Origin of the sequence: Kribbella sp. NPDC004875, assembly GCF_042873375.1 — a bacterium.
Classification (GTDB): Bacteria; Actinomycetota; Actinomycetes; order Propionibacteriales; family Kribbellaceae; genus Kribbella.
In genome coordinates this window covers 1,102,682-1,115,646 of the sequence record NZ_JBIALI010000001.1, presented here as the reverse complement: position 1 = coordinate 1,115,646, position 12,965 = coordinate 1,102,682, and the positions used below count along the sequence as shown (strand labels likewise).

The window sequence follows — 12,965 nt, the reverse complement described above, 5'->3', positions numbered from 1 at the left end:
TTCATGACCGAGACCCCCACTGGCCACGACCGCGTCGAGCCTCTCGACCTGCAGACCGAGATGCAGCAGTCGTACCTCGACTACGCGATGGCGGTCATCGTCGGCCGCGCGCTGCCCGAGGTCCGCGACGGCCTGAAGCCGGTGCACCGCCGGATCCTCTACGCGATGTACGACGGTGGCTACCGGCCGGACCGTGGTTTCAACAAGTGCTCCCGCGTCGTCGGTGACGTCATGGGTCAGTACCACCCGCACGGCGACTCGGCGATCTACGACACCCTGGTCCGGCTCGCGCAGCCGTGGGTGATGCGGGCGCCGCTGATCCAGGGCCAGGGCAACTTCGGTTCGCCCGGTAACGACCCGGCGGCCGCCATGCGGTACACCGAGTGCCGGATGGCGCCGCTGGCGATGGAGATGGTCCGCGACATCGACCAGGAGACGGTCGACTTCCGCCCGAACTACGACGGCAAGTCGCAGGAGCCGGTGATCCTGCCGGCCCGCTTCCCGAACCTGCTGGTGAACGGCTCGTCCGGTATCGCGGTCGGCATGGCGACGCAGATCCCGCCGCACAACCTGCGCGAGGTCGCGGCCGCGGTCGACTGGGCGCTGGAGCACCCGGACGCGACGCAGGAGGAGCTGCTCGAGGCCTGCCTGCAGCACATCAAGGGCCCGGACTTCCCGAACGGCGCCCTGATTGTCGGCTACAAGGGCATCGACGACGCGTACCGGACCGGCCGCGGCTCGGTCACCATGCGCGCGGTGGTGGACATCGAGGAGGACGCCAAGGGGCGGACCAGCCTGGTGGTCACCGAGCTGCCGTACATGGTGAACCCGGACAACCTGGCGCAGAAGATCGCCGAGCTGGTGAACACCGGCAAGGTGAACGGCATCGCCGACATCCGTGACGACTCCTCGTCCCGGACCGGTCAGCGGCTCGTCATCGTGCTGAAGCGGGACGCCCAGCCGAGGGTCGTGCTGAACAACCTCTACAAGCACACCCAGCTGCAGGACACCTTCGGGTGCAACATGCTGGCGCTCGTGGACGGCGTACCGCGGACGCTGAGCGTGAACCTGTTCATCAGCCACTGGATCGACCATCAGATCGAGGTCATCCAGCGGCGGACCCGCTTCCGCCTGCGTGAGGCGGAGAAGAACGCGCACATCTACCGCGGGTACGTGAAGGCGCTGGACGCCCTCGACGAGGTGATCGCGCTGATCCGGCGCAGCCCCGACGTGGACGAGGCGCGCACCGGCCTGATCCAGCTGCTGGACATCGACGAGATCCAGGCGCAGGCCATCCTGGACATGCAGCTGCGCCGACTGGCCGCTCTGGAGCGGCAGAAGATCATCGAGCGGTTGCAGGAGCTCGAGGCGATCATCGCCGACCTCGAGGACATCCTGGCCAGCCCGGAGCGGCAGCGGACGATCGTCAAGGACGAGCTCTCCGAGATCGTCGACCGGTACGGCGACGAGCGGCGTACCGAGATCATCGCGGCGGACGGCGACCTGTCGGTGCAGGACCTGGTGCCGGACGAGGACGTAGTCGTCACCATTACCCGCGGTGGGTACGCGAAGCGGACCAAGACCGACCTGTACCGGACGCAGAACCGCGGCGGTAAGGGTGTCCGCGGCGCCCAGCTTCGGGCCGAGGACGAGATCAGCCACTTCTTCGCCACCACGAACCACCACTGGATGCTGTTCTTCACCACCAAGGGCCGGGTCTACCGGGCCAAGGTCTGGCAGTTGCCCGAGTCCGCCCGGGACGCGAAGGGCTCGCACGTCGCCGGCCTGCTCTCGTTCCAGCCGGACGAGGAGATCGCGCAGGTCCTGACGCTGCGCGACTACGAGCAGTCCGACTACCTGGTGCTCGCGACCAAGAAGGGCCTGGTCAAGAAGACGGCGCTGACGGACTACGACTCGGCCCGGCAGAGCGGCATCATCGCGGTCAACTTCCGCGAGGAGGACGACGAGCTGATCGGCGCCGACCTGGCCACCGCCGAGGACGACCTGCTGCTGGTGTCCCGCAAGGGCCAGTCGATCCGCTTCACCGCGAACGACGAGCAGCTGCGGCCGATGGGCCGGGCCACGTCCGGCGTGACCGGGATGAAGTTCCGCTCGGGCGACGAGCTGCTGTCGATGTCGGTGATCCGGGCCGGTGCGGATGAGGACACGCAGTTCGTCTTCACCGTGACCGACGCCGGGTACGCGAAGCGTTCGCGAGTCTCGGAGTACCGGCAGCAGGGTCGTGGCGGTCTGGGGATCAAGGCGGTCAAGCTGAACGACGAGCGCGGCTCGCTGGTGGGCGCGATCATCGTCGTCGAACAGGACCAGGTGCTCGCGATCAAGGCCAGCGGCCAGGTCGTCCGCAGCCGCGTCGACAGCGTCCCGGTCAAGGGCCGGGACACGATGGGCGTCCGGTTCGCCGGCGTCGGCGAGTCCGACGCGGTGGTCGCGATCGCCCGGAACACCGATCTGACCGTGGCTCTTGAGGAGTCCGAGGAGGCGGAAGCGGGTACAGAACCTGCTGATGCCCAGAATGTGGACGGATCGACAACCGAATCCACCTCTGAGAGCGTCCAGAATGATGTAGAGCGTTCGACGGACGTCGACGGCGCGGCTACCGTCGAAAGCGACGAAGCCGGCCAGGAGGGTGACTGATGACCAACCGCGCGAGGCCGACATGGCCTGAAGGTGCGGCCGACAGCTCCAACACCCAGCGCACCGCGCCGGGTGGGAAGCCGTCTGCCGCCCCGGCCAACCCGGCTTCCAACGGTCGTTCCAACGGCGTGCCCAGCGCCAACGGCCAGCAGAGGTCCGGTACGGCGAACGGCCAACGGCCGTCCGAGTACCGCCCACAGCCGCGTCCGGGCACCCCGGCCGCCGGTGCCCCGGCCCGGCAGCAGCCCGCCGGCCGTCCGGCCCCGAGTACCCCGGGCCGACCGGAGCCGTGGTCACCCGGAGCCGCCCCCGCGGCCGCCAGTGCCCCAGCAGCCGGAGCAGCGGCGTACGGCGAGACCTCGGCGAAGACCGAGTCGCTCGGTGACCGGATGAACGCAGCCCGTCAGGCGGTCATCGACAAGGCTGCCGCGGTGAAGTCCGCCAAGCCCGACAAGACCGAGCGGGCCGAGGCCAAGCAGGCCCGGGTCGCCGAGAAGGACGCCAAGGCCTCCAGCCGGCACCAGACCCGCAAGGCGCGGCTGCGGATGTCCCGGATCGACCCGTGGTCGGTGATGAAGACGGCGTTCCTGCTGTCCATCGCCTTCGGGATCGTCACCTGGGTCGCGGTCTTCATCGTCTGGTCCGCGATCGGCGCCGCCGGCGTCTTCGACAACATCAACTCGACGGTCCAGGAAGTCCTCGGTACGCCGAGCGGCGAGCCGTTCCGGGTCGAGAACTACATCAACACCGGCAAGGTGATGGGATTCACCACCCTGCTCGCCTGCGCCGACGTGCTGATCATCACGGCGCTCGCGACCCTCGGATCCTTCCTCTACAACATCGCCGCCACGCTCCTCGGCGGCCTCGAAGTCACGCTGGCGTCGGAAGACTGATCAGCCGATTCATCAGGTGCGGCCGGGCCCCGCGAGGCCCGGCCGGAACCGGTTTGGGAGTAGGGCACTTGGTGCGGTAATCTCTCCCGGGTTCGACACCGCAGTACGCGGGCCTATAGCTCAGACGGTTAGAGCGCTGCCCTGATAAGGCAGAGGTCACTGGTTCAAGTCCAGTTAGGCCCACCCTCACAGAAGTGTGAAGTCCGATCCGAGGAGTCTCCAGTGCTGAGAAAGATCCTGCTGGTGCTGCTGGCCGGCATCGGTGGATACTTCGCCTACAAGAAGACCCAGCAGTCCCGCGCCGACAAGGACCTCTGGGCCGAGGCCGTCGACTCGGTCACCCCGGGTCGCTGACCACCCTCACGGGGGCGTAGCTCAACTGGCAGAGCACTGCCTTTGCAAGGCAGGGGTTAGGGGTTCAAGTCCCCTCGTCTCCACCACACGCCGCGATTCCAACCGGCCGACGTACGACGCTCAGCTCGGCGCGGCTGATCGGACAGCAGGTGAGGACCGTGAACAAGCAATAGCTTGTCCGAGGTTCGCAGCGGGTGTGGGTACTACTTCGCGACAAGGTACGCACAGCGCCGGTGGGCCTGATGACGACGCCGTCGCTACGGGTCGACGTGGGTTAGATCAGGCCGAGTTCGCGGGCTCGGCGTACGGCGTCGCGGCGGTTGTGGACGGCGAGTTTGCGGTAGACGGAGTGGGCGTGCGCCTTGACCGTGTTGACCGAGACGAACAGTTCCGCCGCGATCTCCTTGGTGGTGTCGAGGGTCGCGAGATGGCTCAGGACGACGTGCTCGCGATCAGTCAGAGACTCGTCGAGTCCGGCAACGGCGCGCGGAGCGGAGTCGGTGTCCTCGAGCAGAGCGTCGACGAAGTCCCGGTCGGTGGGCTCCGGGTCGCCCCAGAGCTGTCGCCGATGCCTGAGCAGCGTCTCCGGGCGGCCACTGCCGAGCGCGACGAAGGGGCGGCGAATGTCCTCGGGCCCGGCGATGGACAGCGCCTGATCGACCGCGACGAGCGCCCGATGCTCCATCCGCTGACTGTCCGCCACCACCGCGGTGAAGAGCCACGCCCGGGCCTTGATGACCTTGTTCGGGCTTCGCTCACGCAACGACGACAGGATGTCCTCGGCAGCGGTCAGATGACCGAGATCGTGCTCGGCCCGCGCCAGGCAGAGCTTCACCTCGTCGAGACCCGCAGAGCCATGCGCGACCGGATCATTGGCCTCCGGAACCGTGAGTAGCGATCGCAGGCGCCTCTCAGCGCGGTCCGGGCGGTTCTGAGCCAGATCGATCTCGGCCTGAACCACCGTCGCCCACCGCCCCGCGAGCGGGGCCATCGCAGCACCGTGGAGCTCCGACCCCAGGGTGGCCATCAGGTCCTCGGCCCGATCGACCTGCCCGGCCGCGAGCCGCAGCCGCGCCTCGGTGGCACGCAGGGCGGGGTACGGCGTACGGTCGGGATCGTTGCGCTCGGCGGCCAGGCCCGCGTTGATGAACTCCTCCGCGATCTCCGGGTGGTTACGCTCCAACTCGATCCGGGCCAGGACCAGATAGACGACGATGGCCTGCGCGAGTTCGGTCCAACCCCGCTGTTCGATGATCTCCAGGGCCTGACCCGCCGCCTCCTGCGCGGCCCGCAAGTTGCCGCGCTCCCACTCGATCAGCGCCAGGTAGCCGAGGCTGTTCACACTGGTGAGGTCGATCCTGGTGGCACTGGCCACGTCCAGTGACTCACGCAGTGGCTGCTCGGCCTCGTCGACATTGGCGGACCAGACAAGCCCAACTCCGAAATTGCTCAACGCCGGAGCCTCGTACACGGACGCGGCCGGCAACCGTGCCATCTCGTTGTCGGACAACCACCGCAGCAACTCGCCGGAGGCCGAGATCAAGTCGCGCACGCTGCCCTGGACGCGGCTCAGCACGAGGTTGGCCACACAGAGGAACAGCTCGACCGATCGGCGCGAGTCCTCGTCGCATCCGTCCAGCAGGGCTCGTGCGTGCGCGACATGGCTGCCGAATCCCGTGTAGTCGCGGGCGATGAAGCACGCGATCGCGGCGCTGACCCGCAATTCCGCGCTGGTGCGAAGCTCCGCGACAGGGATTTGCGCCAGCAGTGCGGCGAACGCCTGCCGCTCCCCTGACAACGCGCGCATGGCGGCGCCGTTGACCATCAACTCTCCGACCAACTGCCAGTCGTGTACCCGGACCGCGTGGCGGACCGCCTCGATCGCCTCACCGTGTCCGGCGAACCATCGCGCGGCGCGCCGGTGCAGTTCGCCGGCGAGCTCCGGCTCGTCCAGGAGCAGTCGATGACGGAGCAGGTCGACGAGCAGCGGGTGGTAACGGAACCAGCGGCGGTCGGCCCCAAGGGCCATCACGAACGCGTTCGACGCCTCCAAGCCCTCGAGTTCTCGTTGACTTCCGGTGCGGCCGCTCAGCAGATCGGCGAGATCGGCACACAGACGATCGGCGGCACTCGTTCGCAGCAGGAAGCGCCGGCGCTCCGCGGGCACAGCCGCGAGCACTTCGTCGAAGAGGTACTCCGCGACGCTCGCCTCGGTCCCCGTGAACTCCTCGATGTGATCGACCTCTGCTCGGGTGGCCGCGAACATCGCCGCCAGCCGCAGTCCGGCCGCCCAGCCTTCGGTCCGCTCCAGGATGCGGCTGCTCAGCGCCGCCGGGAGGTCTAATCCTGCGCGGATGAGGAGCTCACCGGATTCGGACTCGGTGAACGCCAGATCCTCCGCGCGCACCTCGGTCAGGACGCCTTCCAGCCGAAGCCGGTTCAGGCGCAGCCGCGGATCGTAGCGAGTGATGACCACCAGGTGCAGCGGCAACGGATGGCGTAACAGATCGGCGATGCCGTTCAGGACTTCCGGATTGTGGATCTCACCGAAGTCGTCGAGGACGAGAGTCACCGGGCGACGGAGCTGTGACAACTCGAGGATGATGCGTCGCAGAACGTCAGATCCGACCGGTGGTTTGATCATCAGCGCACCGAGGGCACCACTCCGATCCTCGCCGGTACGATGCACCGCGGCGGCGACGTACGACCAGAACAGGACGGGGTCGTTGTCGAAGGAGTCCAGCGACAACCAGGCCACTGGCGGTATGGCGGATCGCGTCGCGGCCCAGCCGGCGACCAGGCTTGTCTTACCCCAGCCGGGTCCTGCACTCACCAGCGTGAGGCGCCCGGCGGTCCCTTCTTCCAGCTTGTCCACAAGCCGCGGGCGGACCACCAGGCCGGACGGCAACTGGGGCATGGCGAGCTTGCTGGCCAGCAGGCCGACTGCAGGCAGCGGTGTTGCTGTGCGGTCGTCCGGCCACGCCACGTCAGTCGGCTCTTGCGGTGCACCCCCGGCACTCACAGCAGAGGTCACCCCCCGCATCGGATCCGAACTCTGAAGTGTTCACTTCAGCCCCCACCTCCGGCCGCCCCCTCGGCCCTCCTCTCTCAGACTACGCGCACCACTAGCCCGCAAAACGGCGCTAACCCGACTATCCGATGCGGGTGATGCGCCTGCTGCGGAGCGCCACCGCGCTGGACCAGAAGGGTCTTCCGACAGCCGAGGTGGCTCTATGACCAGCGGGGCCGGCACGAGGCGGAGATTCCGCCCAGATCATGAGCGCGAGGCCGGACCTCCGACCTCGCGCTCCGCGGGAAGCGTCAACTGTCCTCGGCCGCCATCTTCTGCTCGGCGTCGGCCAAGGCAGCCTTGAGCGCCTTGACGTGGTGCCCCTCGGCCTCGCCCACGACCTGCTTGACTGCCCGCTTCACCGCAGGTTCGACCACATTCGCGGCCTTGTGCGGGTAGGCGAGGATCAGCCCGGCGCCACCGATGGGGATCGTCTCCCCCGCCTGCTGTTCGAGCTTGCTGTTGGTCCGCTTGTGCAAGGCCTTCCCGCCGACGGCCCCGACCACGCCGCCGATCGCGGTGGCCGCGAGCAGCGGTGGCGCGAACAGGCCGACCGCGAACCCCACGGCGGCGAGGCCGGCGGCGCCTTCCTCGACCATGTGGTCGGTCTGCTCGACCGCGACGTTGCCCTCGAGGTCCTTGCTCACCACAACGGCACCCCACAGCCGCTCGCCGCAACTCAAGGCTGTTTCGTAGTCCTCCTTGGCGGCATCGACGGACAGATACCCGCCGATGAGTACGTCGGTGGTCTCGTGATCCAACGCCATGACGGTCTCCTCCCCTGGCACTGCCCTTGCGTCACCCGGACAGCCCGTGCGCGGCCTGTCCGTGCTGCTCGGAAGCGTGGATGGTCATCTCGTCGTCGGCGGCCGGGTGCGGCTTGACGTCGAAGACGACCTTCTTGATGGTCCCGGTGAACGGGAACGGCTTCTGACTCTCGTAGCTGAGATCGACCACGCCGCCGTTGTCGCGGCCGATGTCCATCCCCGCGTAGCCGGAGAACCGGATCGGCACGGTGTGGTCCATTCGTCCCTTGCCGACCGGGCGGTTGTCGACGAACAACGTGACATCGCCGCCGGTCGCAGGCTTGGCATCGTCCGCGTCGAACTCCATGCGGACCGTCACCTGACCCGTGGGCAACGCCTCGTCGGCGACCTGCTTGAACACGAACACACCCATCATCGAGTAGCTGTGCGTCAGCCGGCCGTCCTTGACGTAGAGCGAGAACCCACCGAGATGGTCGCCCTCGGCAACGATCACGCCTTCCGCGCCACCATCGGGTACGACGAGATCGGCCTGGATCGCGTAGGACCGGTTGTAGATCCGCGGGATCATCCCGGACATCACGTTCTGTACGTCGCCGCGGAACTCGAACTTCGTCTGCTCCGGCAACGGCGGAAGCATCCCGAAGAACGTCGACAGCGTGGCGAGCAGCGGCAGCACCTTGTACTGCTCGGCCTCCTTCCAGAAAAGGTCTTTGAGCTCCCGCACCTTGTCCGGATGGTCGGCCGCCACGTCCTTGGCCTGAGTGAAGTCGTCCGGCAGGTAGTACAGCTCGCTCGGGCCGGCGTCCGGATCCCAGACACCGGGCGCGTACGGCTTGAGCGCCTCGGGAGTGAGCACCCACGGGATCCGCTCGGTCTTCATCGCCAGCCACCAGCCGTCCTTGTACATCGCCCGGTTGCCGATGGTCTCGAAGTACTGCTGGGTCCGGTGTTCCGCTGCGGACTCGTCGGTGAGCGACGGCGCGAACGACGTACCGTGCATGGGTTCCTGCTCGATCCCGTCGACGGTTCGTGGTTCGGGAATCCCGGTCACGTCGAGGATCATCGGGGCGATGTCGATCACGTGCGTGAACTGCGAGCGCAGTCCGCCGCCCGTGATGCGGTCCGGCCAGTGCACGACCATCGGGTTGCGCGTCCCACCGAGATGCGAGCCGACCTGCTTGCCCCACTGGAACGGGGTGTTCCCGGCCCATGCCCAGGCTGCTCCGTAGTGCGGTGCCATCATCGAGGTGCTCCACGCGTCGACACCGCCGTACCGCTCGGAGAGCTGGAGTTGCATCTCGTCAGTGAGCGGGATGCCGTTCTGCATCGTCAGCTCGTTGAACGAGCCGGTGACGGTGCCTTCCATGCTGGCGCCGTTGTCACCCCAGATCCAGATGATCAGCGTGTTGTCGAGCTCGCCGAGTTCGTCGATCGCGTCAACCAGCCGCCCGACGTTGTGGTCGGCGTTCTCCGAGTAGCCGGCGTACACCTCCATCTGACGGGCATAGAACGGCTTCAGCTTGTCCGGTACGTCGTCCCATGCGGGGAATGCGGGATCTCGGAGGGTCAGCTCGGCGTCGGCGGGGATGACACCCAGTTCCTTCTGCCGAGCGAACGTCTGCTCGCGCAACCGGTCCCAGCCTCCGTCGAACTGACCCTTGTACCGATCCGCCCACTCCTGCTGGACATGGTGCGGGGCGTGACTGCAGCCGGTGGAGAAGTAGACGAAGAAGGGCTTCTCGGCGTCCTGCGCACGGACGGCATGCAACCACTCGATCGTCTTGTCCGCCATCGCGTCCGGGAAGTAGTACGGGTTCTCCTCGTCGTAGAACTCGTTGGGCACACCGATGATCTTCTGGTTCTCGGTCAGCACCGGGTCCCACTGGCTCGAGCCGCCACCGAGGAAGCCGTAGAAGTACTCGAAACCCCAGCCGGTCGGCCACCGGTCGAGCGGACCGGACGGGCCCTGCTGCCCGTCCGGCGTCAGGTGCCACTTGCCGAACGCCGCCGTGTTGTACCCGTTGTCGCGCAGGATCCGGGGCAGCGGCGCGCAGTCACGAGGAAGCGTCGCCGAGTAGCCGGGGAAGCCACCGGCGAACTCGCCAACCGAGCCGAACCCGACCGCGTGGTTGTTCCGCCCGGTCAGCAGGGCCGCCCGGGTGGGCGAGCAGAGTGCCGTGACGTGCATCCGGTTGTAGCGCACGCCGCCGTTCGCGATGCGCGTGTAGTTCGGCGTCTGGATCGGACCGCCGAACGTGCTCGGATTACCGAACCCGGCATCGTCGATCAGCACGAGCAGCACGTTCGGTGCGCCGTCGGGGGCGGTCGGGTGCCCGATCAGGTTCCAGTCCGGTTCGGAGCCGGCCAACGTCCGGTTGGCCACCCCCGCGAACGGCGTACGCCTGATCGGAAGGCTGGTGCGATCTCTTTCGGCCAACATCCTCGCCCCCTCGTTCGTGTCCCTCCCGGACCCATGGATCTGACGGGATATGACGGTGACCCTTGGCACGGTAATCCCGGCTGTAGCGGGCGACATGCTCCGCTTCGGGTAATTGCGCCCGCTCCGTTCCGGGGTGCGACCGTCTACGGCGCGTGACCAGCGGCTGCTCAACCTTGCTGGATGATGCCCAATTACCCGTTGCGGACGAGGCGCCGCGACCAGGCGGGTCCGCAGGCTGGATGCAGGGTTCTGTTGTGAAGGGGGTCAGTCATGGCGTATTCGCCTGATGTCGATCGGGCCGACTCGCGAGTCGATGTGCCCGCAGAAACCGAGGTCACCGCCTGGACCGGCTGGATCGCGTTCGGCGCGATGATGATGGTGATGCTCGGGGCGTTCCACGCGTTCCAGGGACTCGTCGCGCTGCTCGACGACGGCTACTACCTGGTGTCCAAGAACGGGCTCGCGGTGCACGTCAACTACACGGGGTGGGGATGGATCCACCTGATTCTCGGCGGCATCATCGTGCTGGCGGGGTTGGGCCTGCTCGCAGGTCAGCTGTGGGCCCGCATCGTCGCTGTCGCGGCCGCGCTGGTCAGTGCGGTCGTCAACGTCGCGTTCCTGGCGGCGTACCCGGTGTGGTCCGCCCTGATGGTGTTCCTCGACGTCATCGTGATCTGGGCCGTCATCGTGCACGGCCGTGAGATGAAGACGCGGGCCGGGGCGGTGTGATGGCGGCACAGGAGCATCTGAGCGTCGACGAGCGCCGCATCCGCGGCAAGGAGGCCGGCATCCACGCCCCGGTGTCGAGCCATGAAGGATGGAAACCGGCCTCCGACCGGCCGGATCCGGTCGCGCTGCTGGAGGAGCAGAACCTGACCCGGGAGCCGGACCTCGTTCCGGTCCGGCACGGGCGGATGATGGTCTCGCCGTTCACCTTCTACCGCGGTGCCGCCAAGATCATGGCCGCCGACCTGAAGGACACCCCGACGGCCGGCCTGACCGTCCAGTTGTGCGGTGACGCCCACCTGTCGAACTTCGGCGCGTTCGCCTCGCCCGAGCGGACCCTGCTGTTCGACCTGAACGACTTCGACGAGACGCTGCCCGGACCGTTCGAGTACGACGTGAAGCGGATGGCCGCGAGCTTCACGATCGCCGCGCAGAACAACGGGTTCGCGAAGTCCGAGGTCAAGACGATCACGATGGCGAACGTCGCGGCGTACCGGCAGGCGATGGCCGAGTTCGCGCAGATGCGCACGCTGGACATCTGGTACGCCCGCCTCGACGCGGACGACATCCTGACGAGCGCGCGAACCAAGGCCAAGATCAAGAAGGACGCGAAGGAGATCAAGCGCGGTAAGAAGGTGATGGCGAAGGCGCGGACCCGCGACAGCCTGCAGGCGCTGTCCAAACTCGGTGAGCTGGTCGACGGCCACTACCGGATCGTGAGCCAGCCGCCGATCGTCGTACCACTGCGCGACATTCCCGCCACGTACGGACTGAGCCAGGACGAGATCGAGTCGGCTGTCCGTGACCAGTTCCGTGCGTACCGCGGCACGCTGCAGGAGGATCGACGGCACCTGCTCGAGCAGTTCCGGATCGTCGACATGGCGCGCAAGGTGGTCGGGGTCGGCAGCGTCGGCACCCGGGCGTTCATCGTGCTGCTGCAGGGACGGGACGAGGAGGATCCGCTGTTCCTGCAGGTCAAGGAGGCGAGCGCATCGGTCCTCGAGGACCATCTGCCGGCGAGCCGGTTCAAGCAACAGCACGGCGAGCGGGTGGTCGCGGGTCAGCGGATGATGCAGGCCGCGAGCGACATCTTCCTCGGCTGGACGCGAGGGCTGGACATCAACCGGCACTTCTACTGGCGGCAGTTGCGTGACATGAAGGGGTCGGCGCTTGTCGAGGAGATGACGCCGCGAGGGCTCACGTTCTACGGACAGTTGTGCGGATGGACGCTGGCTCGGGCGCACGCGCGCTCGGGCGATCCGCTCAGCATCAGCGAGTACCTCGGCGACGGGGATGCGTTCGACCGGGCGATCACCGATTTCTCGCGTCGCTACGCAGCCCAGAACGAACGCGACTACACAGCATTCGCCGACGCCATCAAGTCCGGCAAACTGGAGGCAGTACAGGGTGTCTGATACGCCGTTTCCGGCCGGCGAGGTGGCTATCCTCGTGCGGGTGACGGAAGGCGTGGTCTGGTGAGCCAGTACTACCGGGCCGGGGACGTTGTGCTGTGGAATCCGTCGTCCGGAGTCTCCCGGGTGTTTCTCGGTCAAGTGCGGTTGTTCGAGGACGAGCTGTCGTTGGCATCCGGCGTCGGTCCGATGGAGTCCGACGAATGCGACGTCGACGTCGAGCAGCTCGGCAGGTTCGCCCAGGCGCTCCACACCTACGGCAGTTCCTCGAACCACCAAGTACTTCACGCGTTGACAGACGGCTTCGTCATCACAATCCTCGCCCTCGCAGAGCGCGCCGGAGTCGAGGTCGGCCCGCCCCACCCCGACGGCAGCCTCCATGACATCCAGCTGGGCAATCCCGCCGCCCGTGAGGACGACGTACGCCAGCGAGCTCACGGACTCCTGCGGTTCATGCCTCACTAGGGCGGCTGGGGATGAAGACGAGCTTCTCGATGACTCTGCCCGCGTCGAATCTGGGATCCCGCCGCAGATACGCCATCGTGCGAATGCAGGCCAGCGCATTGCTGATGAGTACGACGTTCGCCCGCGTGGCCAGCTGCTCGCGGCGGCTTCTTCTCCACAGGGGTAAATAAGCCAGCGCGGGTG

At 67.3% G+C, this 12,965-nt stretch carries 9 protein-coding genes and 2 tRNA genes; 8 read left to right on the top strand and 3 right to left on the bottom strand.

What is annotated here, in order from left to right; genetic code table 11:
- Positions 1-3 precede the first annotated feature (3 nt).
- The 5 genes from gyrA to ACFYRH_RS05275 all read left to right on the top strand — a co-directional run bounded on the left by gyrA (position 4) and on the right by ACFYRH_RS05275 (position 3,988).
- Entirely contained in the window at positions 4-2,655 is a 2,652-nt protein-coding gene (gene gyrA, locus ACFYRH_RS05295) for a DNA gyrase subunit A (RefSeq protein ID WP_387768431.1), read from the top strand.
- A complete protein-coding gene (locus ACFYRH_RS05290; protein ID WP_387768428.1) occupies positions 2,655-3,548 on the top strand; it encodes a DUF3566 domain-containing protein in 894 nt (297 codons plus the stop codon). Before gyrA ends, ACFYRH_RS05290 begins: the two co-directional genes overlap by 1 nt.
- A gap of 109 nt (positions 3,549-3,657) precedes the next feature.
- Positions 3,658-3,731 (top strand) — tRNA-Ile (locus tag ACFYRH_RS05285).
- 39 nt (positions 3,732-3,770) lie between these two features.
- Positions 3,771-3,902, top strand: coding sequence for a DLW-39 family protein (locus ACFYRH_RS05280; RefSeq protein ID WP_387768425.1), 132 nt, complete (start codon positions 3,771-3,773; stop codon positions 3,900-3,902).
- A gap of 10 nt (positions 3,903-3,912) precedes the next feature.
- A tRNA-Ala gene (locus ACFYRH_RS05275) sits at positions 3,913-3,988 on the top strand.
- A gap of 188 nt (positions 3,989-4,176) precedes the next feature.
- Here ACFYRH_RS05275 and ACFYRH_RS05270 read toward each other — a convergent pair.
- From ACFYRH_RS05270 to ACFYRH_RS05260, 3 genes are all read right to left on the bottom strand, one after another.
- Positions 4,177-6,888, bottom strand: coding sequence for a LuxR C-terminal-related transcriptional regulator (locus ACFYRH_RS05270; RefSeq protein ID WP_387768422.1), 2,712 nt, complete (start codon positions 6,886-6,888; stop codon positions 4,177-4,179).
- A 335-nt stretch (positions 6,889-7,223) separates the two neighbouring features.
- Positions 7,224-7,739, bottom strand: coding sequence for a DUF1269 domain-containing protein (locus ACFYRH_RS05265; protein WP_387768419.1), 516 nt, complete (start codon positions 7,737-7,739; stop codon positions 7,224-7,226).
- A gap of 31 nt (positions 7,740-7,770) precedes the next feature.
- Positions 7,771-10,179 carry an arylsulfatase gene (locus ACFYRH_RS05260; protein WP_387768416.1) on the bottom strand — a complete coding sequence of 803 codons (2,409 nt, stop codon included), beginning with the start codon at positions 10,177-10,179 and terminating at the stop codon, positions 7,771-7,773.
- 270 nt (positions 10,180-10,449) lie between these two features.
- On the opposite strand from ACFYRH_RS05260, the gene ACFYRH_RS05255 reads away from it, so the two are divergent.
- The 3 genes from ACFYRH_RS05255 to ACFYRH_RS05245 are packed head-to-tail and all read left to right on the top strand — an operon-like array spanning position 10,450 to position 12,782.
- Positions 10,450-10,908 (top strand): hypothetical protein, encoded by a 459-nt coding sequence (locus tag ACFYRH_RS05255; RefSeq protein WP_387768413.1) that lies wholly within the window; start codon positions 10,450-10,452, stop codon positions 10,906-10,908.
- The gene (locus tag ACFYRH_RS05250; protein ID WP_387768410.1) at positions 10,908-12,320 is read left to right on the top strand and encodes a DUF2252 domain-containing protein; all 1,413 of its coding nucleotides are present in this window, start codon (positions 10,908-10,910) and stop codon (positions 12,318-12,320) included. Before ACFYRH_RS05255 ends, ACFYRH_RS05250 begins: the two co-directional genes overlap by 1 nt.
- Positions 12,321-12,380: 60 nt before the next feature.
- Positions 12,381-12,782, top strand: a complete 402-nt coding sequence (locus ACFYRH_RS05245; RefSeq protein WP_387768407.1) for a DUF6086 family protein — start codon at positions 12,381-12,383, stop codon at positions 12,780-12,782.
- Positions 12,783-12,965 lie beyond the last annotated feature (183 nt).

Coding starts and splice junctions, on each gene's coding strand:
- ACFYRH_RS05250 (WP_387768410.1), top strand. CDS start 10,908: ATGGCGGCACAGGAGCATCTGAGCGTCGACGAGCGCCGCATCCGCGGC.
- ACFYRH_RS05255 (WP_387768413.1), top strand. CDS start 10,450: ATGGCGTATTCGCCTGATGTCGATCGGGCCGACTCGCGAGTCGATGTG.
- ACFYRH_RS05260 (WP_387768416.1), bottom strand. CDS start 10,179: ATGTTGGCCGAAAGAGATCGCACCAGCCTTCCGATCAGGCGTACGCCG.
- ACFYRH_RS05290 (WP_387768428.1), top strand. CDS start 2,655: ATGACCAACCGCGCGAGGCCGACATGGCCTGAAGGTGCGGCCGACAGC.
- ACFYRH_RS05265 (WP_387768419.1), bottom strand. CDS start 7,739: ATGGCGTTGGATCACGAGACCACCGACGTACTCATCGGCGGGTATCTG.
- gyrA (WP_387768431.1), top strand. CDS start 4: ATGACCGAGACCCCCACTGGCCACGACCGCGTCGAGCCTCTCGACCTG.